Source organism: Bordetella tumulicola (assembly GCF_965138755.1).
In the GTDB taxonomy this organism is placed as follows: Bacteria; Pseudomonadota; Gammaproteobacteria; order Burkholderiales; family Burkholderiaceae_B; genus Bordetella_A; species Bordetella_A tumulicola.
In genome coordinates, this window is sequence record NZ_CBCSFP010000020.1 from 1 (window position 1) to 24,858 (window position 24,858).

Consider the following 24,858-nt stretch of genomic DNA (forward strand, 5'->3'; position numbering starts at 1 on the left):
CCCCCACCCCCGATGGACTGCAGCAAGACACCATCTGCGCCACCGCCCGTTGTCGCGATGGTGGACGGATAACTACCTGACGTGGTGAACATTACCGAAGCGCCATAGCCCCCGGCACCGCTCTTGCCCGTCTGCGTCCCGGCACCCACAGAAATCAAGCCGGTCGCTTGGTCGGAACCGTCCACGCCAATACCACCACCGCCACCAATACTCTGGCCCACCGCACCCGCGGCGCCAAAGCCGGCGGTCACAATACTTGGCGTGCCCTCCAGGCTGATCGATACGTTAGCGCCGTTACCCGATGCGCCGCCGCTGCCGCCGATCGCGTGATTCAAATTAAGGGTTATTTCGGGCAAGCCGCCGGTGCCGGATGCAGCCGATGAGCCACCTTTGCCGCCACCGCCGCCAATTGACTGAGCGACCAGGCCCTTGGACCAGTCGCCCGCCGTATTGATAGAGCTGGTCAGCGCGATGCTGACTGCACCACCATCCCCGCCCGTCCCGCCCGTCCCCCCCGTTGTGACACCAAAAGTCAGGTCAATGGTCGGTGGCGTACCGTCATTGAGCAGGCTATGCAGATTGCTGGACGCTTCGCGGGCCTTCAGTGCCGAGATCGTGGCATCGGTTGCTTTCTGAGGCAGGATGGGATTGTCGTTGGACCCGTCCGCCGCAGCCGACCCGCCTACGCCCCCACCACCGGCGATAGACTGGGCCAAGACGCCTGGGGCATCGCCGCCCTTGGTCATGATGTTTGCCCCGACGTAGACATCTACAGCACCACCGCTTTGGCCCGGCACGCCTTTGCCGCCGAGAGCGAAGTTGATACCCGGCTTTATCGTCGTGTTGCCTGACTTGCCGCTTTGCGCCACGTTCACCGAGAGCCCTTGCGACGTACCACCGCCGCCAGCGATGGATTGGGCAATCAGCCCCATCGAACCCGCGCCCCACGTCAAGATCGACCCTGAATAGAGATTGGCGGCGACGTATCCTCCGCCACCGGCCGCGCCGCCCTGGGATCCCAGGTTCAATCCGATGTTGGTGCTGGTCGCCTCGCCAAAGCCTTGCGTATTACCGCCGCCCATACCGGAATTGCCGCCTCCGCCGCCCACCGATTGGGCCACGATGGCAGTGGAATAATCGCCATACGTCACGATGGAAGTCGGCGCGCTTCCTGGGGCATCAGGCGTACTGGATTGGCTGTTGTAATCCGGATTGTTATTGAACCCCGGCACCGTGCCACCCATAGCCACCAGTACATTGCCGCCGTGGCCGCCGGTCCCCCCGTCACCGCCCATACTGAACGTCAGCGTCACGCCGTAGTTGACGCTGTCGTCATCGGCCGTTCCGCCACCATATCCCACTGCGGCGCCCATCGAGGTCGAATCGCCACCCGCTCCGCCGCCACCACCAATGGCCTGCGCCAGCACGCCATGCGATCCGCTGCCGCTGGTGAAAATCTGCCCTCCGTTCGACAACCCGAAAAACACCGGGCCGGCATCCTGGCCAGAACCGCCTGTGCCGCCTAATGAAATGTCGAGCGTGCCCGAGACAGAGCCGCCGTCCACAGGTACACCCACGGCTGCCGACTCTGCCAACGCCGAACCGCCCAACCCACCGCCGCCACCGACGCTTTGAACCAGTACGCCATAACTGTCGGCGGGCAGCAGATTGCAAGGTAGCGACGGGCACGCACCCGGGCCACTGGGATTTGCCTGCAACAATGGGTCCAGCCCGGTAGTGATAGAGCCGCCAATGACGTTGACGGTGGCCGGCCCGCCAGTGCCGCCGGTGGCACCGCTACCCCCCATCGCAAAGCCGGCCGAAAAACCGACGCTAAAAGATCCGGAAATCGCCTGACCACCCGACCCACCGCCGCCGCCGATAGACTGCGCCACGATACCTGGCGAAGTGCCACCCTGGGTCAAGATGTTGGCGCCCGTTGCGGTGACCTGCACTTGTCCGCCATTGCCGCCATTACCTCCCTGGCCACCGATGGAAATCGATTCGAACAGGCCCACCGATGTGGCATTGCCGGCGTTACCTCCACCGCCACCTATCGCTTGCATGAGAACGCCCGTCGCACCCATTCCCGCCGTCGTAATCTGCGTGCCTGCATTCAGATCCGCCACGACAGCCCCACCTGCGCCACCGCCCCCGCCCGTGCCGCCGATGGTCACCTTCGAATTTGATCCACCCCCGCCGTCGCCACCGCCTCCACCAACTGATTGGCCCAGCACCCCATGCGCCGATACACCGGTGGTGCTGATACCGCCGGTAGACTGAAAATAAATGGAATTGCCATTACCGCCCAGCGCGCCCGAGCCACCCACGCTGGACATAAAGCCACTGGCGTCACCGCCGGCGCCGCCGCCGCCGGCAATAGACTGCAGCAACACGCCCTGTGCGTTCGACCCCTGGGTGCTGATCCAGCCATCATGCGACACGTTGGCGCTACCTGCGGCACCGCCCGCCAGACCCTTGCCCCCATACCCCGGGAACAAGCTCCAGTTGCTGCCGCCGCCGCCGCCGCTGCCCGCCAGCGACTGGGCAATAATGCCCCGCGCCGTCTGACCCGACGTGCTGATCGAGCCCCCATTGTTCACCTGGGCGGACCCGGTGTCGCCTCCTGTCCCCCCCACTCCGCCATGACCGGCAGCGCCACCCCCTGCCCCACCGGCACCGGCGTTGCCGCCCACGCTCTGCACGACAATGCCATGCGCATCGTCGCCCTGAGTCGTGATCGACGAGCCGCCATAGACGCTAACCTGCACGTTGCCGGCGCCGCCGCCATTACCCCCGTTGCCACCGTAAACCGCCGTGAAGTCTGTGCCAGTCTGGCCGTCCTGGCCGTTGCCGCCCTGAGTTATCGCCAGGATGCCGGGCGCACTATCTCCTTGCGTCGAAAGCGCGCCCCCGCTCACGGTGATGTCGATGGAGTTGCCGTTAAGATCGTTCGGCGATGCAGAACCCCCATCGCCACCATAGCCAGCGGTACCCTCATCCAGTCCATCGCTGAGATAGCCGCCCTGGCCACCGTCGCCACCGATCAGCGTCACATAAATCGCCGGGGAATCATCGCCCGACGTCGACACTGCCGCGGACCCCGCGGATGACGCGTTCAGGTTGACGGTGGCTCCCGCGTTGATGTTTCCTCCGGCGCCGCCAAATCCGGCTTTGGCCTCTTCATGGTTGCTGTTATAAGCGCCGCCATCGCCGCCTACGCCACCCTGGGCCACCACCAGCAAGCCCGGTAAATAGCCTCCGGTAGTAGTGACCTTGGCATCCGTCACGTTAATGACACCACCGAAAGCGCCACCCCCTGATCCGCCGTTGTAACCATATACATTGTTGCCTCCCAGGCCGCCCGCCCCGCCCGTGGCCAGGGCGACTACACCGCCGCTGACGGGGGGGGTAGGCAATGATGGCCCGGTGCCGGATGCGTTGAGCGTGACATCGGCACCTGCGGCCAGCGTGATCGATGGCGTTGCTCCTGCATATCCGCCCCAATTCCCATTCGCCTGCGCATTACCGCCCCCGCCGGCGCCCCCCTGGATCGCGGCGAGTATGCCGAACTGACCTCCATTCGTCGTTGCATCGGAGGGCCACGTGAAATTAACCAGTACCGGTGCATAACTTTCTACCGAAGCCGGCCCGACCGGCCCGCCCTGGCCATTTGTATTGGTGCTAGCGTCGGAGCTGCCGTCCCCGCCGGTAGTCATGGCCAGAATGCCGCCTATGCGGCCCTCGGAGCTGATATCAACCGTGATCGGCGCAAAATTAGTGACCCACACGCCGGATGTCCAGCCACCAGTTCCGCCGTTCTCACCAGCACCGCCAAACTCATTGGCCCATATCCCTGCGCCCTGGCCTGACAGAGTGCCACCCATGTTCAACGCAATCGCTCCGGAATTAACCAGATGGATACCAGAGGGCGAGGAACCGCTTTCACTCAGGCCTCCGGGATTACCGCTCCCCCCGCCAAGCGAAGCCTGTATGCCGTACGGGCTTAAGTTCCATCCCGATCCATAATTCAGCGTGATCGAACCGGTATTGTTGAACTGCAAGCCATAAACATTGCCGCCCGAACCGTTCTCTCCGAACGCGCCAAAATTCAGGCCCGTACCTTGCCCGGGTTGCACGGACATCACCACGTTGCCAGAGGTGTTCACCACCATCGGCAACGCATCCGGCGACCCGGTGTAAAGGTTGTGGGCGGTGGACGTACCCGAATAGTTGCAGGTGTAGATACCGTTTTGTGCGCCGCATGACTGCGCCACCAAATGCGCGGGCAATAACATCCACGCCGCGGCGCCCAACAACCCCGCGGCGAGCCCCACTTTGGAAGTCGCGGCGCGCGCCATTGCCGGATCACCCGGACGTAGGGCGATCTCGCGTAATCCCGATCGGGTTGCGCTGCCCCCTGCTTCGGCGCGCGCTTTTTTCTTCAGGAGAATTTGCCCGCGTTTACTAGACCGATCAACGAATCGCTTGTTATTCATGGTGTCTGTCGTTCCGCAGTTCTTAGAAATGGCTTGGGAAGGAGTTTCCAGCCGGGCAGTCGCCGACTGGTTCAGAAGCGGTCCGCTGAAATCGGTGCGCCGCGAGCCTGCACTGCCATGGCACGGCGCCGCCGTTCAACGACTGGAGAGCATCGCCTTGCACATCATTGCGGCTGCGATCGATAGCTTGGCCACGAGAGGTGACCGTACGCATGCCGGCCTCATCTGGCGCCATCGATAAGATGTCAGACTTGTCGTGATACAGAGCGAAGAGGGTGAAACTGCCGGCGTCGATGCGGGCTGCCTTGCCCTGCATGGCGCCACGTTGCGCAGCGGTGGACGCCGGAGCACGCAGCACAACAGGGGTTCCGAATCGCCAGGCGAGACGGGATGCCCAGTCGGCACAAAAAGTGCCCGTCACTGGCCCGCTGGCGCCAAGACCTTCCTGAGCTCGATTCAGCGAGCCCAACGCGTCCCCCGAACCGGAATTCCGTTCGTCCATTGTCAAAGCCCTTTAGCGCTGATGTAACTGCCTCGATCGAGTGAGGCGCTTCACTGCCAAGCATGCAGAATCAACATCAGCGCGGGGCTAGCCTGGGCGCGAATGAGCGATTACTGTATTGACACTTTTTGATTTGAGCGGTGTCAATTTGTAAAATCAATGCGTCTAATGTTGTAAGTTATCGACACCGCCTTGCCACGAAGTGAATCCAAAGCTAGTCCAAGTCCGTCTTCGTAGATTTCGCTCGTTCGCCGATTTCCAGAAAACGATCTCTGAGCCATATGCCGGCGGGATCACTCTGTGCCCGCGGATGCCATGCCATCGCCAAGCGAAATGACGGAATCTGAAATGGAAGAGAAATCAAATCCACAAACGTCGCATAGCGCTGGAGCAATTTTCGTGGAAGACTGGCCACGCCATCGGTCTGGGATAGAACGAGCGCCACTTGGTTATAGCTGGGCACGGTAGCGACGACGTGTCTCTCGACGCCCAATTTTTCCAAAACCGTATCTACGGGAGTGGAAAAGCCTGCACGGGATGACACAACGATATGGTGAAGAGCGCAATACTCTGCCAGATCGGGGGTGCCGGTCCCTCGGGGATGACCACAACGTTGCGCCAATACAAAATCGTCGCTGAGCAGAAATCGGGCCTTCAGAGTATCCGGCACGCGATCGATATCCCCGAGAAACAGGTCGACCTCGCGGCGCGCCATGCGCTCGACCAACCCGGCATCGTCGGCAGGCACGACGGCCATCCGCAATGCGGGGTTGCCGTAACTCATCACCTTCGCCATCACGTCCAGTGCCACGATCGTGAACACGCTGTCATTTGTTGCGACGACAAAAGTTCTCGCCGAAGTTCCAGGATCAAATTCGTGCGGTTGCGCCACAGCGTCGCGGAGCCTGACAAGTGCATCCGACAAACTCGAACGCAACGCAAGCGCTCGTTCGGTCGGCACCATGCCGCGGCCCGTTTCGGAAGGCACAAGCAGCGGGTCCTGGAACAGCTCGCGCAGACGAGACAGGTGGCCCGACAGGGTCGGCTGACCGATGTGCAAGCGCCGCGCCGCGCGCGTCACGTTCAGTTCGTCCAGCAATGTGTCCAACGAGATCAGCAAGTACAACTCCGATCTTTTCATATCGAACATTCCGATACCTCCCATCGAATCTAGCGATTAACAGCCACTTCGATATCCCCTTTACGCTTTGACTGATTGCATCCAGTGCGATATCGCATTGCCTCTACTTGAAAAGAAACTCATCATGCATCGATCCATTCTCACCATTTCCCTAGCCATTGCCGCGGCCCTCGCGCCGGTCGCCGGTCCCGCTTTGGCCGAAGGCGTAAATACGCCTTCGACCAAGATCAGTCAATTCCAGGCAGGCTACTACCATTTCAAAATCGGCGACGTCGAAGTCGTCGCACTGTCGGATGGCACGCTGCCGATTCCCGCGAACAAGCTGCTGACCAATGTTCGAGCTGGCGAGGTGGCATCGCGCCTCGCACAGACATACCAGAGCACGGATGTCGAGGCGTCTATCAATGCGTACCTGATCAAAGCCGGCGACCGGCTGATCATGGTGGACGCGGGCACCGGCGAACTCTACGGCCCCACCTTGAACAAATTGAGCGCAAGCCTCAAGGCTGCGGGCTACCTGCCAGAGCAAATCACCGACATCTTGATCACCCACATTCACACAGACCACACCGGAGGCCTAATGGACGGCCAACGCATGGTCTTCCCGAACGCCACCGTGCACATCGAGCGAAAGGAAGTCGACTACTGGTTGAATCCGGAACGCCGCATGCAGGCGCCTGAATCGACGAGGAAGTACTTCGACGAAGCATCCGCCAAGGTCCAGCCCTACCTGAATGCAGGGAAAGTGAAAACATTCAGTGGAGAAACGGTGTTGTTCCCAGGAATCCGATCAATCCCGGCACCTGGCCACACACCGGGCCATACCCTCTATGCCCTTGAGAGCAAGGGAGAGAAGCTCGTGTTCTGGGGAGATCTCCTTCACATTGCAGAGGTACAGCTACCGCGACCGGATGTCACGATTATCTTTGACGTGGATCCTGAAGCTGCCGCGGCTACCCGCAAGCAGGTGATCGCTGACGCTGTGAAGGGACGCTATTGGATAGCCGGAGATCACGTCTCATTTCCGGGCGTGGGGCATGTGCAAGTCGACGGAGACGGCTACCGCTGGATACCCATGACATACATCAACGACTATTACGAAAAGAATTGAGCGCGCGCCCGGGCCGGGTATCTTCCTGATCACTCCCTCTCGAAAAATGGCCCGAGCGGGCCAACGCGCAACCCGCTCCTGAGACGCCGCCACGGAAGGTCAGCCGGGTCAGCCACGACAGCGCCCGGTGCCTTCGCGACGAGAGTCGCCTGTGCGATGGGATCAAAGTCTGCCCGAAAATGAACAGAACTTTTATTCACCAGTATCTTCATTTTTTCGGGATCGAGACCCACGACTCGGTATAGATTCCGATCCATCATCTGAGGAGGGTGCTCCGAGCTCACCACCACCGACACCCCGCCAATCTTCAACAGCGCAGCCGGTCCTAACTTCACTTCCATACCGTTGAGCATCGGTCCATCGAAGCGACACACCCCATCAGACAGGGTAACGACCTCGAATATGCCTCGAAAGCGCTCTCCATTAGGAAGGCCGGCTTCGCCTCCAAGAGGGATGTCAATCAAAGCACCCACGCCGCTCTGATGCGCGCGTCGTGCAGCCTCGGGGTCGTACACGACACCCAAAGCGGCGTCCTGGGCATTCTTGGATATCAGTGCGCGCAGCATACCGGTCGTATTCGACTCTCCGCCCGCCCCGGGATTATCTTGCGTGTCGGCGATAACAACAGGTTTCGAAGCGCCCGTCGATAAGTGCATGGCCTCCTCGACCGCGGCTTCTGGCAACAAGAAATGCACCTGCCAGGCGGCCTCGGAGGCCACGATTTCATCAGCCAGGGTTGCTACGGCATCTTCGACCTTTCGCGCGTCAAGACCGTAGCCCCAAACTGCCGGCCCACACTCGGGAAAGTCCGCAGCGGGAAACCCCAATGCCAAGGAAAGTGACGCCAGCCCGGCACGCTCAATCTCTTCAAGTCGACGATAGGTTCCAAGCGCCGGCTCTACCAGCGTACACATGGAATTTAGCGGAATCAAAAAAGGCAGTTTGCGCCACGCGCAATGCCAACGAGGGCCGTTGAGTCGCTCGCGCATAAGCTTTGCGGCACGCTGTCCGGCAATCGCCATGTCTACATGCGGGTAGGTACGATAGCCCACGATCGCGTCGGCAAGTCGCAACATCCGCTCAGTGACATTCGCGTGAAGGTCCACCGACGCGACGATAGCCACGTCTTCTCCTACGGCTCGTCTCAATCTCTCTAGTAGCTCACCCTCGCCATCCTCGGCCTGCTCGGCAACCATCGCTCCGTGCAAATCGAGATAGATAGCGTCAGCCCGTTCCGCGCGGGCTGCGTCGACGATCTCGCCGACGATGCGCTCGAACGCATCGTGCTGTACCTCCGCCGAAGGCCCGGCACCCGCCCAGACGACCGGCACCAGTTGGTGGCCATCGCGTTCGATCTCCTTGATGAAACCGCCGACGGGGATATTCACATCCCGCAAGGCGAACATTTCGCTTCCACGCTTCAGGGCGGGAAAGGTCTCCCCATTGACGAAATTCTCATAGGCCGCATGGAGCGCGACAAACGTGTTCGTTTCATGTTGGAAACCAGCAAGCAGGATTTTCATATTGGGATTGTCGAGGCGGTACTAGAGTGGCCAGGCACGATGCCTGTCAGTGAGATTTCAACCAGGACATGCCACTGATATATCAGTTGTCGACATACTAGATTCGTGCGTAGGAAAAGTCAACGCCGACAAGGAAAGAATAAAACAAGGGGAAACCCGTATTGACCAAAAATCAGCAATCTCGGATATTTACCATCCATCTGACATATCAGACGAATGTCAATAAAAATTGGGCACTGTTGGCGCCATGACCGCCGCCCGATTGTCGATTTGAATACACACCGCGAACGATAAAAATCATCCCGGTAGTTGCCGCTCGAGCAGACACGCCGAGTTGCTGTCGATGCAAGCCTTTTTAACGAACAGGCCGCGCCACTTGGCGAGGCTGAAAACTCCCTACGGTGCCCCCTCATGAACAATGTATTGCTTTCGCAATCCGGCCAGCAGGCCCTCTTCAAGAAGATCAGTTGGCGGCTGCTCCCATTCCTTACACTGTGCTATGTCTTTGCCTACCTGGACAGAATAAATATCGGATTCGCCAAGATCCAGATGCAGGCGGACATTGGCCTGAGCGATGCCGCCTACGGTCTGGGTGCGGGGATATTCTTTCTCAGCTACATGCTTTTCGAAGTTCCCAGCAACCTGCTTTTCCCTCGGCTGGGCGCGCGCCGTACCTTCAGCCGGATCATGATCCTCTGGGGGCTGACTTCGGCAGCGATGCTCTTCGTCACCAACGCGAACCAGTTTTATGCGTTGCGCTTCCTGCTGGGTGTATTCGAAGCCGGCTTCGCACCGGGACTTATTTTCTACCTAACCTATTGGTACCCGGAAAACCGGATGGCTCGGGCACTCACGGTCATCATGTTGTGCGGCCCGATTGGCGGCATTGTTGGTGCACCGCTGTCCACGGGCTTGATGACCATGCTCGATAACGTCGGTGGTCTCTCAGGATGGCAATGGATGTTTCTTGTCGAAGGACTTCCTTGCGTCATTCTCGGCCTCATCTCCCTGCGCTTGATCGTAGATCGCCCCTCGGATGCCAAATGGCTGAGTCAGGACGAAAAAACCTATCTTGCAGCGCAACTGCAACGCAGCGGCAATCCCGAATCTCGCAAGCACCATTCCTTCAAGCAGGTTATCAGCGATCCGCGCGTTCTTTTGCTGAGCATAGCGTACTTCTGCATTATCTGCGGGCACTATGCCGTCAGCTTCTGGTTGCCAACGATTCTGAAAAGTACGGGGGTGACGAGCACCATGCACATTGGTTTCTACGCGGCAATTCCCTATGTTGCGGCGATATTCACCATGATTTGGTGGGGACGCCGCTCCGACCGACTGGGAGAACGACGTTGGCACAGCGCTTCGATGCTGGCGTTAGCCGCCGTTACTCTCTTGGTCGCCGCATTGAACGGGTCCAGTCTCGTTATTACACTCGTCAGCATCACCATCGCCACTGCGGCCCTATGGGCGGCCTATACCGTATTTTGGGCAATGCCGTCGGATTACATGAAAGGAGACTCTGCAGCCGGTGGCATCGCCCTCGTCAACACGATCGGGGCATTCGGAGGATTCGTGAGCCCTACCCTTATTGGCTACGTCAAGACGCTCACCGGAACCATGCAATCCGGTCTGCTCGCGATGGTTGGCGTGCTGGCTATCGGAACCGTCCTACTCTTGGTAAATCGCCTGCCCGCCCCCGCCGGAAAGACAGACCTGCACGCCGAGTTGGAGTCGCTTTGAAAAACCTCCCCACTCGCTGGTGCTCGCAGCAACGGACGCAGACTTCGCGGCAGACCAATCTGAAATCCACTTGAGATTTCCTTAATATACTAGGCGCTGCGGTGTGCCCAGGAGATTCGACGTTGAAACGAAATACGCCTTCCGTTCAGGAAGATGATGCTGCCAAAGAGCAGTTCCAAACTGATATTGCGTTCTCGCGTATCGAGCAGATGATCGTCACTCGCCAACTGCCTCCCGGCGAAGTCGTCTCCGAAGTGCAATTGGCCGATCAACTCCACATGGGTCGCACGCCCGTTCGCGAGGCGCTTCAACGTCTGCGCCAATTGGGATTTGTCGAAATGCGTCCGCGCCGCGGAACCTCGATCTGCAGCGTGGATGTACGCCAGCAACTCGAGCTTCTCGAAGTGCGTCGTCCGCTTGAAGCACTGGTCGTCCGGTGCGCTTGTGCCCGCGCCAGTACGGACGAGCGCACGGAGCTCAAAAGACTGGCAAGGCGACTCGTCGACGCAGCCAGGAAGAAAAATGTGGAAGACTATTTCGATGTCAACCGCACGATTCACCAGGCGCAGGTTCTCGCGGCGCACAACTCAATGCTGACCAGTACGATGCTGCCGATCCACGCGCAATCTCGCCGTTTCTGGTATCAGACAATAGAGGAAGCCAATGCCTTTCTGGATGCGGCAAAACTGCATGCCAGCGTGCTTGACGGTATCGTCGAAAACGCCCCGGACGACGCCGTCAAGGCCTCGGACGAGCTCATGTCTTTGCTCGACCGGCTGACCAGGGCGGCGCTCGACGCATTCTCGATTCATAGCCGCTAAGCCTGCACGGTCTGGCATTGACGGCACAGGCAATCCAGCCGTTCGTAGCCAATGGCTTGAAGGATTACACTATCCGCAACGGGCACGAGGCGCCGACTCGCGACGTTGCCTTTTACATTCAAGCCATTATTCCAGTGAACTAGCGGATACCCCCATGTCCAACACCGTCTCTTCGCCTCTTTCTTTCAATACGATGCGTTCTTCGACCGCACGGGCGGTCGCCGAACGCGATGCCATCCTGGCCGATCCCGGGTTCGGGAAATATTTCACGGATCACATGGTCTCGATCGATTGGACCAAAGAAAAGGGTTGGCACGATGCCGAAGTACGGCCTTATGGTCCGTTGCAATTGGATCCGGCAGCCTCGGTGTTGCATTACGCGCAGGAAATCTTCGAAGGCCTGAAGGTCTACCGTCATGCAGACGGCTCGGTCTGGACGTTCCGCCCGCAAGCCAATGCCGAACGCATGCAGCGCTCGGCGCGCCGACTGGCGCTGCCAGAGCTGCCCGCCGAGCTCTTCATCGAATCGCTCAAGCAATTGTTGGCGGTCGACGCCCCCTGGGTGCCCTCCGCGCCGGAAACCAGCCTCTACCTGCGCCCGTTCATGATCGCCAATGAGAGTTTCCTGGGCGTTCGCGCGGCGCACCGCGCGGCCTACTATGTTATCGCCAGCCCGGCGGGCTCGTATTTTGCCGGTGGGGTCAAGCCGGTGTCGATCTGGTTGTCTACGGACTACGCGCGTGCGGCCAAGGGTGGGACGGGTGCTGCCAAGTGCGGCGGCAACTACGCGGCCTCGCTGCTGCCCCAACAGGAAGCCCACGAAAACGGCTGCGCGCAGGTCCTGTTCCTGGATCCGCTTGAAGGTAAGTACCTCGAAGAACTGGGTGGCATGAATGTGTTCCTGGTGCTCAAGGACGGAACGGTGGTCACGCCTGAATTGTCCGGCAGCATTCTTGAGGGCGTGACTCGCGCCAGCATTATTCAATTGGCTCGCGATCGCGGACATGACGTTCAGGAGCGCAAGGTCTCGGTACAGGAATGGCGAGACGGCTTTGCGTCGGGGCAGGTGGTAGAGGCTTTCGCTTGCGGAACCGCAGCGGTGGTTACGCCAATCTCGGTGCTCAAGGGAGCAGGTTTTACCGTGGGTGACGATAACGCACCCGCAGGCAAACTGACCATGGCGTTGCGTGAAGAACTGACTAATATTCAGTATGGACGCTCGCCTGACCATCACGGGTGGATGATGCGCCTGGCGTAAAAAGAGAACCACCGCGAGGAGTACTCTCGCGGTAGGCTTGGCAGCACGAAAGGGTCGCCGAGAGGGTGACGAGTCCTCCAACTAGGGCGCCTGCGCACACATCCGACATGCTACGCATTGACAACCTCAGCAAACGCTACGGCAACCATCTCGTATTTCAGGGGCTGACCCAGGCGTTTCCTCCTGGATGTGTGGCGCTATGCGAAGAAGATAGCACTGGCAAATCCAGCATGCTGCGCATTATTGCGGGTGTCATCGCTCCGGATGAAGGAGACGTCTGGATAGACGGGCATTCGATGATCCATTCGCCAGTACAAGCCAAATCCCGCCTGGCCTATGTACCCGACAATTGCCTGGCATTTCCGGCGCAGACGGGGCGAGGGTTGCTCGAACAGGTCGCTTCGGAAAAAAATTCAGCCATAGACGATACCGTGCTCGATCTGGCATATCGGCTAGGGCTGGAACCTCACCTGGACAAGCGCTTTGAACAAATGTCGACCGGTACGCGCCGTAAGGTCTTTCTGACGGCGGCCGCCTTGGGCGAACCGGCCGTCATCATCGCGGATGGTCCCAGCAATGGGCTGGATACCCAAGCACGCGCCGTGCTGGCCGAACAATTCCGGATCTGGTCCCAGGATCGTGTCGTGCTGTTTGCCAGCCATGATTACGAACTGGTGCAGGCGTGTGGCGCAAGAGCATTGAATGTTGACGAACTGCGCTGACCCCGACACTACTCAGCCCGCCATGTCGCCCATTACCTTTGAAGGATTAATACTCCGTCGTTTTCAGAACAACGACGCAACAGCCTTTGCAAACGCGGCTCGTGAATCCGTTGACACCGTGGGGCGGTGGATGCCGTGGTGTACCCCCTCCTTCTCCAAGCAAGATGCGCTAGCGTGGTTCAAGCAATGTCGTGCAAGTGCGCGCTCCGAGACAGGATACGAATTAGGCGTGTTTTCACAGCAAACAGGAGAATTCCTCGGGGGGGTCGCGCTCAACGCGATACATCATCAGAATCTCTTCTGCAATTTAGGATATTGGGTAAAACAGTCGGCCCAACGGAAGGGTGTAGCACTGCGCGCAGTACGGGCTCTGGTCCCACATGCATTCCACGTGCTGGGTATGCAACGTGTTGAGATAGTGATTGCCACAGGCAACACAGCAAGCGAGGCGATTGCACGCAACTATGGTGCGCATTTTGAAGGTATCGCACGCAATCGGCTTCAGTTACATGGCGTGGCGGTATCGGCATCGATTTTCTCGATAGTCCCTTAACGTATGGTGAATACTTGACGTCCTTGGATAATCGCCTGGAACAAAAAGCATCCATGAAAAGACTGGCAATCATGGCCGCCATGCCCAAAGAGTTGGACGGCCTCGTTTTGGCCATGGGCTCGTCGATATCGGTACAGAGAGTAGCCATGCGCGACTTCTACCTCGGAGAGATTGCGGGCCAGCCCTGTGTGGTTGTATTGAGTCGTATCGGAAAAGTTGCAGCGGCGGCGACAACGACGATCCTGATAGAAACATTTAATGTGACGGAGATTGTTTTCGTCGGCTTGGCTGGTGGCCTTCACCGTTCGGTTCAGATCGGAGACATCGTTGTGGCAAGCAGCTTGATGCAGCATGATCTGGACGCCCGCCCTTTGTTTGATCGATACCAGGTGCCGATGCTGGGTCGTGCACAATTCGACCCCAACCCGACACTCAGCCTGGCGCTCATCAACCATTCGGAAGCGTATTTGAACGAGCTGTCCACTGAGAATGGTCAAGCGCCGTCGGCGCGAACCGTTGGTATCCGACGCCCTCGAGCGCACCATGGTCTCATTGCGACAGGCGATCTTTTCGTGAGTGACTCGGCTGTCGGTGGCGAGATACAAGAGCGCTTACCCGAGGTGCTTTGTGTCGAGATGGAAGGCGCCGCCATGGCCCAGGTGTGCTACGAGTTTGGTGTTCCCTATGCTGTTATGCGAGTGATTTCAGATCACGCCAATCAGAACGCAAAGGATCATTTCACGGACTTTCTGGAGCAATGGGCGGGACGCTACTCGTGTGGTGTGCTGTTGAAGTTCATGGCGAGCCGGGCACTTATCACCTCACGCAATTCGACGCACGCCAACGTCTGCCCGGCACGAAACTAACGGACCCGAGGCTCCCAATCGACGGGCGCTAACTCGAAGCTGCCAAACTCGAACCCGGGCGCGACAGTACAACCCACCAACGTGAAACGCCCAAGCGGTCGTGCAGCCTGCCAGACATCAACCGGCACCACGGCTTGCGGCCGCTCGCCATTCGCGAAATCGGTACCGAGCGTAGTCTCCTCGAGCTTATTGCCATCGAAAAGCCTGAGAAGCAATGGATCGCCGGCATAGAAGTGCCAGACTTCCGCCGCATCACGAACGCGGTGCCAATGAGAGCTGTCACCGGCTTCAAGCAAATAATAGATTGCCGTTGAATGAGCGCGTGTCTCGCCCCGAACATCGCGAAAAGTTTCAACATACCAGCCGCCTTCCGGGTGACGCCGCATGCCAAGCGTTTCGATGATTTCACTAATGTCCATTTCGATGATCTCTTTGTCCCTGAAGTTTTCAGTCATAGGTCGAGCGGCTCAAGTCCAGACGTCACGACCAAGCGGCATGATCTAAAAGACTACTCTTCGCCGATGTCCGCGTGCGTGGATATCCACAGTACGAGCGCGTCTTTCTTGCTCAGGCTGATCACCCGATGGCCCATGCGACTGTCGATGTAGAAGCTCTCGCCGGCTCGCAGGCGGGCAGGCTCGTAGAACTCAGTGTAGAGCCGGACTTCGCCTTCGAGGACGTAGACGAACTCCTCCCCCTGATGGCGGCTCCAATCGTGGAACTCTTCGAATGCGCGGGCCTTGACTCGGGTATGGAACGGCATCATGCGCTTGTGGGACAGCGCGGTGCAAAGTAGACGGTGGTCGTAGTACGGCGTTTCGTACGGACGCCCCTCTCCCGCCAGGCTGAGGCTGCAGCGTCCGGTGCCCATATGGGCGTCGGACGCCGTGAACAATTCGGCCACATCCAGATCCAAGCCCGTAGCGATCTTGATCAGGTTGTCATAGGTGGGCGATAGCAGACCGTTCTCGATCTTGGACAATGTGGACGTGGACACACCGGTGGCCGCCGCCGCCTGCTTCAGGGTCCAAGTCCGCGCTCGACGCAAGGCTCTCAGCCGTTGTGCCAACACGCTCTGTTTGTCGTCTTCCATCTATACATCCTGTCATGCCCGCGACCGTATCTCCCGCCACCAGTCGCGGGCCTGGTACGACCAATAAGTCAGTTGAACCGCCGTCCTGCCAAAACCGCCACCGGCCCATGCAAGTCCAAAGGGGGCGAACAGCTTATAGCGCTGGGTTTCGCCCGTGATCCCTTCGGCGACGACCCGGCCACCGATCGAGGTGGTATTCATGCCGTGCCCGCCGAACGCCGTGCAGTACCAGACGTCCGGCGCCAACTGGCCGATCTGGGGCATCAGGTGCCGCGCGTAAGCCATGCGTCCCGACCACGCCGTCTCCACCTTCACCCCCGCCAGTTGGGGATAAACGGAGAGCAATTCGCGACGCAGCGACTCCGCCAGATCCGGAGGGTCATCCACACGGGTGGTGATTCTACTGCCCCAGCCGATACGGCCGCCATCAAGCACCCGATAGTAGTTGCCAGCGCGACGGTCATCGCCAATGGCGGCGTTGCTGCGGATAGCGTCCAGGACCCGATCACCTAGCGGCTCCGTCAGCATGATGTAGGTAACGATCGGCTGCATGGCCCGGCGCAACGTGGGTACGATGCTGTCCGTATAGCCGCCGGTGGCCAGTACCACGGAGCGGGCGTCGACCTGGCCCTGTCCGGTCCTCAGGCGCTTGACCGCGTCGTCCAGATCCACATGCGTGACGGCGGTATCCTCGTGGATCCGCACGCCTAGTCGCATGCATTCTCGAGCCAGCGCGCGAGCGTAGTTCAACGGATGAAAATGAAACGACGAGGGATCCTCGATCCCTTGGTGATAGGCGTCGGACAGCAGCCGCTCGCGGACCTCGCCGCGGGTCAGGAAGCGGACGTCGCGACCGAAGTCGCGCTGCTGGCCGTCGCACCATTGCCTTAGCGCATCGGTCGCTTCATAGCGCACGACGCGTAAGCGGCCATCCACCTGGTGCGCGTCCTCGATCGCCAGATCGCGGATATTGGCGCGGATGATTTCCACGCCCTCCATGGAAAGCCGGTAAAGCTGGCGGTAGTGGTCTTCGTCCACGTGCCGCCGAATGGTGTCCGCGCCCGCGGCAAAGGCCGGTGACACCGAGCCGCCGTTGCGACCCGACGCGCCCCAGGCGATGCGCCGCCCTTCCAGCAAGGTAACGTCGCGCCCGCGCCGCGCCAGTTCCAGCGCGGTGGACAGGCCAGCCAACCCTCCCCCTACCACGCAGACATCGGTGCTGCTCGCACCCGTCAGCGGTGGATAGTAGGTACTGGTGTCGGCGAGCGTACGCCGGTAATAGGTATCAACGTACTCGGATGCCATGATGCCCCGTATCAGTGCAGGCTTGCGCCCTGCAGGCCGCCGGTCAACCGCTTTTCGAGCCAGTTGGCCAGGCGCAGCAGCGGATAGCAGTAGATGAAATAAATGGCAGCGATCATGCCGTAGATAAAGAGCGATTTAGACGGGAAGGTGATGATGAACACCTCGCCCTGCCGCGTCAGCTCGGTGATGCCTACCACCGACAAGATGGCTGTGCTCTTGATCAACATGACGTAGACGCCGCTCATGGGCTGTACGATCAAGCGCATGGCCTGCGGCAGGATGACCAGCCGCAAAATCTGAAAGGGTTTCAAGCCGAGTGTCATCGCACCCTCGGTTTGGCCGCGCGGCACCGCTTCAATGGCCCCCCTGACGATCTCCGCTACGTAGCAGGACGTGTAGACCGAGAGCGACACGAACGCCGCCGTGGCGGAATCCCAATGCAGCATCTCGATGCCGGTACTGGGCAGCACGAAATAGAAAATATAAAGCTGCACCAGGAACGGCGTACCGCGCAGAAGGTGGATGTACAACCCCAGCAGTTGGTGCACGCCGCGGATGCGGTAGCTGCGGATCACGCCGATGACGAAACCCAGCAGCGAGCCGGCGATGATCGCCACGAAAGAAACTTTCAGGGTTTCCCAGAAGCCCTTCAGCAGGAAGGGCAGCACGACGCCCGCGGTGGAAAGATAGGAGTCCAGCATGCTCACCTCGCGTTCCAGGCAGGACCCGCCAGCCAGAGGCTCACGCCCCTGGACAACAGCAGCATGCAGCCGTAGATCAACAGATAGCCCGCCGCGATGGTCAGGAAACTCTCGCTGGGCACGATACGGTCGCTGTTCATCTGCACGCCAGCGGCAACCAGTTCGAATACTGTGATCAACGACAACAACGACGTATCCTTGATCAGCACGGCAGTCTGGCCCAGCAGGGGCGGCAGCGTATTAACGAAGGCCTGCGGCAGCACGACATAGCGCAGGCGCTGGCGATAGTTCATGCCGCAGGCCTTCGCACCTTCGACCTGACCCTGCGGCACGGATTCGATTCCCACGCGGATGATCTCACTCATGTAGGCGGCGTGGTGCAGGGTCATTGCGATGATGCCCAGCAGCATCTCGCTCCAGCCCTTGGCCCCTGGCACCAGGTAGGGCACGGCATAGTAGACCAGGTAGATTTGCACTAGGAGCGGCGTAGAGCGGATGAATTGCACATAGGCCGCCACGGGACGCCAGACAGCGCCCCGCGGCGACATATGGGCAAGCGCGATCGGAATGCCCGCCAACACCGACAACACGAGGCTCGCGCCGGCCGCGATGAGCGTGTTGCCCAGGCCGGTGGCGAACTCGCCCGCGTACTGGCTGACGATGCGCCAGTTATAGAAATCGATCAGCCAGTCCATGAGATCAGTGGTTTTTCTTCCAGTCGGTGGAATACCAATACTTCACCAGTTCGGGCAGCGAATTATCGGCAGTCTTCAGGGTCTGCCAGTTGTCCAGCCAGAACTTCAGGCGCACGGCGTCGGGACCGACAGCAAAAGCCAGGGGCTCACGCACCATGACACCGTCCAGCACCCGCAGGTTGCCGAAGTCGGCCAGAAACTGGTTGGCGGTAGATAACGACATGATGCCGGCGTCCAGCCGTCCGCTGGACAAGGCCTGCCCCACCGGCGCACTGCCACCCGAAAACTCTTTCATGGTGGCCTTGGGCAACATCTTCTTGCCCGCCTCTGCATAGGTGCTGGCCCCCAACACGCCGACAGTCACGCCCTCCTTGTCGAGTTCGCCATAAGACTTATAGGGTGAGTCCTTGGGCACGATCGCCACGGTGTCGGCGTAGAACATGGGCATCGAGAACAGCACCTGCGCCGCGCGCTGCGGCGTAGGCGTCATGTCGGCGGCAACCATGTCGGCCTTGCCTGACAGCAGCGCGGGAATCAGGCCCTTCCACTCATAGTCCTGCAGCACCAGCTCTACGCCCAAGTCGTCGGCCATGCGCTTGGCCACTTCCACTGCCAGCCCGGTGCGCTTGCCGGTCTTGTCCATGAAGCTCATCAGCGGCCCCGAGGTCTGCACCGCCACTCGGAACTCGCCGCGCTTGAGGATGTCCGCCAGCACGTCGGCCTGGGTCGGCGCAGCGACCGTTACGGCGGCTAGGGCGAAACCCGCCACGCCTAGCCATTGTTTGATTTTCAGCATGTCTAACCCCTTGTGGTGAATGGATCCATATCATTCCGGGCAAAGCACATCGCACCAGTAGTGCCCGGGCCGGCCAAATCGGCCTGATTACTCCGCGTACCGCGCCACGCGGCCCGCTTGCTTCTTTCCTACTGCGACTACAGAATCTTCTCCAGGAAAGCGCGAGTGCGCGCCTCCTGGGGATGGCAGAAAACTTCCTCGGGTGTGCCCATTTCGACGATGCGGCCGGCGTCCATAAAGAGGGCGCGGTCTGCCACGTCGCGAGCAAAGCCCATTTCATGGGTGACAACCGCCATGGTCATGCCCTCGCGCGCCAAAGTGCGCATCAGTTCCAGGATGCCGCCCACCGTTTCCGGATCGAGCGCCGAGGTCGCCTCGTCGAACAGCATCAGCTTGGGATCCATGGCCAGCGCGCGGGCGATAGCGACGCGCTGTTGCTGGCCGCCGGACAACTGGCTCGGGTAGCGCTCACCAAAATCGGCCATACCGACGCGGCCCAGCAGTTCGCGGGCGTAGCGCTCGGCTTCGGCGCGGCTGCGCCCTCGCACCACGCGCTGGGGAAGCGCGACATTGTCCAACGCAGTACGGTGCTGGAACAGGTTGAAATGTTGGAACACCATGCCCACCTCCGTGCGCCACAGATTGACGTCGGTGGCCGGATCCGTGAGCGACACACCATCCACGCGGATCGTGCCGCTGTCAATGCTCTCCAATCCGTTCAAGGTGCGCAGCAAAGTGCTCTTGCCAGAGCCCGACGGTCCGACCACGGCCATGACCTCACCCCGGCCAAGGTGGCAATCGACGGCGTCCAGCGCGCGATGCGGGGTCTGCCCATCGCGCTGATAGGTCTTGGTGACTGCCTGAACAACTAACAACGGATCCGTCACGAACTCCCCTGCAGAAAAAGTTTCGCATTTCACGCTAGAGTTTCGTATAGTAAATTTATTTCCAGAATCGCCACTTAGGCATAACCCTTAAAAGCGAAGGAATTGGCATGGATACCCCCCAAGAAATCTTGCGAGCGCTCGGCCTGAATGCGGATTCGCTGAGTGGTGGAACGCTGAGCGCGCGCAGCCCGATCGACGGCGTCGAACTCGCCCAGGTCCACGAACACAGCGTCGCGCAGGCCCATGCCGCCATCACGCGTGCGCATCAGGCCAGCCTGGCGTGGNGCGACGTCCCGGCGCCGCGCCGAGGCGAACTGGTGCGCCTGTTCGGCGAGATCCTGCGCCAGCACAAACGCGAACTGGGCCGCCTGGTCAGCCTGGAAGCCGGCAAAATCATCGCGGAAGGCGAAGGCGAAGTGCAGGAAATGATCGACATCTGCGATTTCGCCGTAGGCCTGTCACGCCAGTTGTACGGCCTGACCATCGCATCCGAACGCCCCGGCCATCGCATGATGGAAACCTGGCATCCGTTGGGCGTGGTCGGCGTGATCAGCGCCTTTAATTTTCCGGTCGCCGTCTGGTCCTGGAACACGGCGCTGGCACTGGTCTGCGGCAATGCCGTGGTGTGGAAACCGTCAGAGAAAACGCCGCTGACCGCGCTGGCCTGCAAGGCACTCTTCGCCCAGGCCGCGCAACGCTTCGGCGATGTGCCCGCCGGCTTGGTGGAAGTGCTGATCGGCGGCCGCGACATCGGCGAAGCGCTGGTGGATTCGCCTAAAGTGGCGCTGGTGTCGGCCACCGGATCGACCCGCATGGGCCGTCAGGTGGGCCCGCGTGTGGCCCAGCGTTTCGGCCGCGTGCTGCTGGAGTTGGGCGGCAACAATGCCATTATCGTCGGCCCAACGGCCGATCTGGACATGGCCGCGCGCGGCATCGTGTTCGGCGCCATCGGCACGGCAGGCCAGCGCTGCACCAGCACGCGCCGCCTGATCGTGCACGAAAGCGTGGCCGACGACCTGCTACAGCGCCTGCACAAAGCCTACGCCAGCGCGCCCATCGGCAATCCGCTGGACGCTACCAAGCTGGTCGGCCCGCTGATCGACCGCGCGTCGTTCGACGCCATGCAGGCGGCGCTGACAGCAGCGCGCGAACAGGGTGGCAAGGTGACCGGCGGCGAACGCGTGCTGGCCGACGAATACCCCGATGCCTGGTACGTGCGCCCAGCCATCGCCGAAATGCCCGGCCAGACCGACGTGGTGTGCCACGAAACTTTCGCGCCCATCCTCTACGTGATGCGCTACACCGATTTCAACGCGGCGCTGGCGCTGCACAACGGCGTGCCGCAGGGTCTGTCGTCGGCCATCTTCACCAATGACCTGCGCGAAGCCGAAACCTTCTTGTCAGCGTCGGGCTCCGACTGCGGTATCGCCAATGTGAACATCGGCACCTCGGGCGCCGAAATCGGTGGCGCTTTCGGCGGTGAAAAGGAAACCGGCGGCGGTCGAGAATCAGGTTCGGATGCATGGCGCAATTACATGCGCCGCGCCACCAACACGATCAACTATACGCGTGAGCTTCCGCTCGCCCAGGGCATCAAGTTCGGCGAATAGTGCCTGCCGGCCGAGCTGCACGAGCGCGGCGTGTCCGTGCAAGGCCTTTAACACCGGTGCGGCGGGTGGCCGAGCCCGCCCCGCAACGCCGTCATGGCGTTACCGGCTCGGCCACTCCCGCGGCGAAGATCCCGTCGCGGCGATTCCCCTGTCCCAACGCGGCGGCGTCAACGACATGCGCGTGACCGGCCCCAAATGCGAGACAACGCCAGCCGGCGAGGCGGACGCCTGCAACAACGGCGCTACCACGTCATCCCTCACCTGCGTCGGACACCGTCCATAATCTTCTGGTGCGACCAGCCCTGGCCTGCGGATCCACTCGCCGCACCCGGCCAACGACACCCGTACCAACCACGACCCACCTTCACTCACCCGCCGGGCGAGCGCAACCATGGCGCCATATGCCATCAGATACCCAGCCACATAATCCTGCTGTGCAACCGGCGTAAACACAGGCGGCGCATTCATCCCATTCCAGGCCAGCCCATTCGCCGCCTGCACCACGGTGTCGTATCCGCGCCTATCCTTCCACGGCCCACGAAACCCCCAAGCATTGAGCGTGACGCAAACAATCCCGGGCCGCAGTTTAGCCAGTTCCAACGGCGACAACCCTCGTGCATCGAGCGTGCCAGGACGATAGGCTTGCGAAAACACGTCACACCCACGCACCAGTTCTCGCATCTGCGCCATCTGCGCGGTATCGCGCATGTCCACATAGGCCGACAGCTTGCCAACCCCGGTATCGAAATCCAGCACACCCGAATCGGCCAGGCCAGGACGCGAAATGCGCAACACGTCGGCCCCGTGTTCGGCCAGATTTTTCGCGCAAGTCGGCCCAGCCAGGACGCGGGTAAGATCCAGAACGCGCACGCCGGACAAGGGTCTGTCGCCTTTCGGCAGCGGCTGTGCAGGCGCGTCTGCGATCCGCACGATCTCCAGCACCGGCTCCGCAGCCGCTGCGATACCTTGCGGCAGCGCTTGCCATTCCTTCTCGCTGCGGACCAGCGCGCCGCAACCGCCGGTCGCGAATAACGCCTCCTCGAGCCGTTCCCCATCCCACTGCGCCACATGCTCGCGAATGGACTCGGGCACCATCCGCGCGCCGAGCGCAAGGCAGTTCTTCTCGGCCAGATTCGGAAAGTTGCAATGCAGATAGATCCAGCGGCCGTCCCTGAGCTGGTAGGCATTGGTCAGCACGTCCATCACCGCACCGGGCGGCCGGCCATCCACCTTCATGAACTTGTAGCTCTGCATAGCAGCCACGGCCGCGGCGCCGTCCACGCGCACTTCCTGTATCGACCCGCTCTTTTGCCACCACAGCCATGCGGCAGCCATACCCGCTGCGGCGATGGCCGCTGCGCCGGTTTCCGCAGTCTTGATGGGCGTGCTCAGCACGGGGTCCCCACCATCGATGTGCACGTCCGACGCCGCCTCGGCGGGCAATCCCGCCTGTTGCCTCAGTTGTTCGAGCAGGTCCCGCGAAGTCGACATCTGCATGATTACGCCGGTTCGATGCCAGCCTCGCGCGCGATACGCGCGGTATTGGCGATCTCGGATTTGATGAAAGCGCCGAACAACTCCGGTGTACCGACCTTCGCCTCGTCTCCCAAGAACAGCCCGCGCGACGCGAAGGTATCCAGCACCTGCTTCTCTCGCAGGACCTTGTTGATCGCCTGGTTCAACTGGAGAACGATCGACTGTGGCGTGCCGGCCGGCGCCATCATGCCGTACCACAGCGACGTGTCGAAGCCCGGCATGCCGGACTCCGCGATCGTCGGGACGTCGGGATACTGAGACGAGCGCGCGTTGTTGGCGATTGCGATGAGCTTGAGCTTCCCGCTGCGGATGTAAGGCTGGACCGCGGCCCGTGCCGTAATCATCACTTGTATCTGGCCACCGATCAGATCAGTAATGGCGGGCGCGGCACCCTTGTAGGGAATCGCGGTTACCTCAGCGCCAGCCATCTGACCGAACATCACGCTGGCCAGGTGTTCCGGCCCGCCCTGCCCCGTATTGCCGAACTTCAGCCCATCCTTCGATTTGGCCAGCGCCACCAGTTCGGGCACATTCTTCGCCTGCACCGACGGGTTGGCTACCAGCACCAGTTCGGTGAACGCCACGAAGGCAATCGGCGCGAAGTCCTTCACCGTGTCATAGGGCATCTTGGCATAGAAACTCGGATTGGTGGCAAAGCCATTGCCGTTGAGAATCAGCGTGTAGCCGTCTGGCGGCGACGTCGCTACAAACTGGTTGCCGATGATGGTATTGGCACCCGGTTTGTTCTCCACGATAACGGTCTGTTTTAAGGTTTTCCCAAGCCCCGTGGCAAGCAACCGTGCGATCGTGTCATTGCCGCCGCCCGGTCCGTAGGGCGAGATGAGACGGATCGGCTTGCTGGGGTAGCCCTGCGCGAACGCGCAAGGAGCGGCCCAGGCACCGGCGAGTGCGGCGATGACCGCCAGCGATTGGCGTCGATTCATATCTAGTCTCCTCATTTTGATGAGAGATAGAGTAGATGCGGGACTTTGTCACAACAAATGATGAATTCCCATTACCATGATCGATACTATCGATTGCTCTGCGGGCAATCGTGCAATAGGTAGCTCCATCCAGTCAGTGCGTGCTAAGACGCCAAATTGTCCGTCATCCCCATTGGGGCTTGTTGATGATCTCTCTCCTCAAAAGGATCACTGCCATGAACACCAACGGTCAACACAGAAGCGTGCTCCAAACCATCGGCGGGGCGATCTTGCTGCTTATTGCGCTCTATTCGCTGCTGGGCGGCGTCTGGTTGGCAACGCTGGGCGGCTCGTGGTATTACGCCGTGCTGGGCATCGTGCTGCTGACGAGCGCGGGATTTCTGTGGCGCAACCGTGAGACAGGACTGTGGCTTTACGCGCTAATCCTGGCGGCCACGCTGGTCTGGGGGGTGTGGGAGGCCGGCGCCGATTTCTGGGCACTGGCGCCGCGCTATGGCCTTCTTTTTCTGCTTGGCCTGTGGCTGTTGCTGCCCCCGGCTACGCGCGGCTTCGCCG

General features: G+C 60.6%; 20 protein-coding genes and 3 pseudogenes. 10 read left to right on the forward strand and 13 right to left on the reverse strand.

The genetic code is table 11. The features are described 5' to 3' along the window. The 3 genes from ACNAZS_RS26205 to ACNAZS_RS26215 form a co-directional block, all read right to left on the reverse strand. The coding region (locus ACNAZS_RS26205) for a beta strand repeat-containing protein (protein ID WP_415793518.1) at positions 1-4,499 on the reverse strand (4,499 nt) is incomplete at its 3' end. A gap of 22 nt (positions 4,500-4,521) precedes the next feature. Then, entirely contained in the window at positions 4,522-5,001 is a 480-nt protein-coding gene (locus tag ACNAZS_RS26210) for a hypothetical protein (RefSeq protein ID WP_415793519.1), read from the reverse strand. 214 nt (positions 5,002-5,215) lie between these two features. Next, positions 5,216-6,142 (reverse strand): LysR family transcriptional regulator, encoded by a 927-nt coding sequence (locus tag ACNAZS_RS26215; protein ID WP_415793520.1) that lies wholly within the window; start codon positions 6,140-6,142, stop codon positions 5,216-5,218. Between the two features lie 124 nt (positions 6,143-6,266). Between ACNAZS_RS26215 and ACNAZS_RS26220 the strand changes: the two genes are divergently transcribed. Next, positions 6,267-7,253: an MBL fold metallo-hydrolase gene (locus tag ACNAZS_RS26220; protein ID WP_415793522.1), complete on the forward strand. Its 987-nt coding sequence runs from the start codon at positions 6,267-6,269 to the stop codon at positions 7,251-7,253. A gap of 29 nt (positions 7,254-7,282) precedes the next feature. Here ACNAZS_RS26220 and ACNAZS_RS26225 read toward each other — a convergent pair whose 3' ends face one another. Continuing rightward, entirely contained in the window at positions 7,283-8,776 is a 1,494-nt protein-coding gene (locus ACNAZS_RS26225) for a M81 family metallopeptidase (RefSeq protein WP_415793524.1), read from the reverse strand. A 411-nt stretch (positions 8,777-9,187) separates the two neighbouring features. Here ACNAZS_RS26225 and ACNAZS_RS26230 point away from each other — a divergent pair, with 411 nt between their 5' ends. The 6 genes from ACNAZS_RS26230 to ACNAZS_RS26255 all read left to right on the forward strand — a co-directional run bounded on the left by ACNAZS_RS26230 (position 9,188) and on the right by ACNAZS_RS26255 (position 14,736). Continuing rightward, positions 9,188-10,516 carry an MFS transporter gene (locus ACNAZS_RS26230; protein WP_415793525.1) on the forward strand — a complete coding sequence of 443 codons (1,329 nt, stop codon included), beginning with the start codon at positions 9,188-9,190 and terminating at the stop codon, positions 10,514-10,516. Positions 10,517-10,638: 122 nt separating this feature from the next. Next, positions 10,639-11,337: a GntR family transcriptional regulator gene (locus tag ACNAZS_RS26235; protein WP_415793526.1), complete on the forward strand. Its 699-nt coding sequence runs from the start codon at positions 10,639-10,641 to the stop codon at positions 11,335-11,337. A 154-nt stretch (positions 11,338-11,491) separates the two neighbouring features. Continuing rightward, on the forward strand, positions 11,492-12,595 hold the full coding sequence (locus ACNAZS_RS26240; protein WP_415793527.1) for a branched-chain amino acid aminotransferase: 1,104 nt from the start codon (positions 11,492-11,494) through the stop codon (positions 12,593-12,595). Positions 12,596-12,702: 107 nt separating this feature from the next. After that, on the forward strand, positions 12,703-13,317 hold the full coding sequence (locus ACNAZS_RS26245) for an ABC transporter ATP-binding protein (protein ID WP_415793528.1): 615 nt from the start codon (positions 12,703-12,705) through the stop codon (positions 13,315-13,317). A 22-nt stretch (positions 13,318-13,339) separates the two neighbouring features. After that, entirely contained in the window at positions 13,340-13,870 is a 531-nt protein-coding gene (locus ACNAZS_RS26250) for a GNAT family N-acetyltransferase (protein WP_415793529.1), read from the forward strand. A gap of 23 nt (positions 13,871-13,893) precedes the next feature. Further along, complete coding sequence (locus ACNAZS_RS26255; protein WP_415793531.1) at positions 13,894-14,736, forward strand: 5'-methylthioadenosine/adenosylhomocysteine nucleosidase; 843 nt, start codon at positions 13,894-13,896, stop codon at positions 14,734-14,736. Here ACNAZS_RS26255 and ACNAZS_RS26260 read toward each other — a convergent pair. The 7 genes from ACNAZS_RS26260 to ACNAZS_RS26290 all read right to left on the reverse strand — a co-directional run bounded on the left by ACNAZS_RS26260 (position 14,733) and on the right by ACNAZS_RS26290 (position 20,213). Further along, complete coding sequence (locus tag ACNAZS_RS26260) at positions 14,733-15,191, reverse strand: cupin domain-containing protein (RefSeq protein WP_415793532.1); 459 nt, start codon at positions 15,189-15,191, stop codon at positions 14,733-14,735. The genes ACNAZS_RS26255 and ACNAZS_RS26260 overlap by 4 nt on opposite strands. Before the next feature lie 53 nt (positions 15,192-15,244). Beyond that, positions 15,245-15,829, reverse strand: a complete 585-nt coding sequence (locus ACNAZS_RS26265) for a helix-turn-helix domain-containing protein (protein WP_415793533.1) — start codon at positions 15,827-15,829, stop codon at positions 15,245-15,247. Positions 15,830-15,841: 12 nt separating this feature from the next. Further along, the gene (locus tag ACNAZS_RS26270) at positions 15,842-17,134 is read right to left on the reverse strand and encodes an NAD(P)/FAD-dependent oxidoreductase (protein ID WP_415793534.1); all 1,293 of its coding nucleotides are present in this window, start codon (positions 17,132-17,134) and stop codon (positions 15,842-15,844) included. Positions 17,135-17,145: 11 nt separating this feature from the next. Further along, positions 17,146-17,835: an amino acid ABC transporter permease gene (locus ACNAZS_RS26275; protein ID WP_415793535.1), complete on the reverse strand. Its 690-nt coding sequence runs from the start codon at positions 17,833-17,835 to the stop codon at positions 17,146-17,148. Between the two features lie 2 nt (positions 17,836-17,837). Continuing rightward, positions 17,838-18,530 carry an amino acid ABC transporter permease gene (locus ACNAZS_RS26280; RefSeq protein ID WP_415793537.1) on the reverse strand — a complete coding sequence of 231 codons (693 nt, stop codon included), beginning with the start codon at positions 18,528-18,530 and terminating at the stop codon, positions 17,838-17,840. 4 nt (positions 18,531-18,534) lie between these two features. Next, complete coding sequence (locus tag ACNAZS_RS26285; protein WP_415793538.1) at positions 18,535-19,326, reverse strand: ABC transporter substrate-binding protein; 792 nt, start codon at positions 19,324-19,326, stop codon at positions 18,535-18,537. Between the two features lie 137 nt (positions 19,327-19,463). Continuing rightward, the gene (locus tag ACNAZS_RS26290) at positions 19,464-20,213 is read right to left on the reverse strand and encodes an amino acid ABC transporter ATP-binding protein (RefSeq protein ID WP_415793540.1); all 750 of its coding nucleotides are present in this window, start codon (positions 20,211-20,213) and stop codon (positions 19,464-19,466) included. A gap of 107 nt (positions 20,214-20,320) precedes the next feature. Here ACNAZS_RS26290 and ACNAZS_RS26295 point away from each other — a divergent pair. Both ACNAZS_RS26295 and amaB read left to right on the forward strand, forming a co-directional pair. Continuing rightward, positions 20,321-20,497, forward strand: a pseudogene (locus ACNAZS_RS26295) (aldehyde dehydrogenase family protein); the annotation flags it as partial. Between the two features lies 1 nt (position 20,498). After that, positions 20,499-21,823: pseudogene (amaB, locus tag ACNAZS_RS26300) on the forward strand (L-piperidine-6-carboxylate dehydrogenase); the annotation flags it as partial. A gap of 99 nt (positions 21,824-21,922) precedes the next feature. Here amaB and ACNAZS_RS26305 read toward each other — a convergent pair. Together ACNAZS_RS26305 and ACNAZS_RS26310 are read right to left on the reverse strand one after the other, a co-directional pair. After that, a complete protein-coding gene (locus tag ACNAZS_RS26305; RefSeq protein ID WP_415793541.1) occupies positions 21,923-23,320 on the reverse strand; it encodes a CoA transferase in 1,398 nt (465 codons plus the stop codon). Between the two features lie 2 nt (positions 23,321-23,322). Beyond that, positions 23,323-24,303 (reverse strand): tripartite tricarboxylate transporter substrate binding protein, encoded by a 981-nt coding sequence (locus ACNAZS_RS26310; protein WP_415793542.1) that lies wholly within the window; start codon positions 24,301-24,303, stop codon positions 23,323-23,325. A gap of 215 nt (positions 24,304-24,518) precedes the next feature. On the opposite strand from ACNAZS_RS26310, the pseudogene ACNAZS_RS26315 reads away from it, so the two are divergent. Next, positions 24,519-24,858, forward strand: a pseudogene (locus tag ACNAZS_RS26315) (membrane-bound PQQ-dependent dehydrogenase, glucose/quinate/shikimate family); the annotation flags it as partial.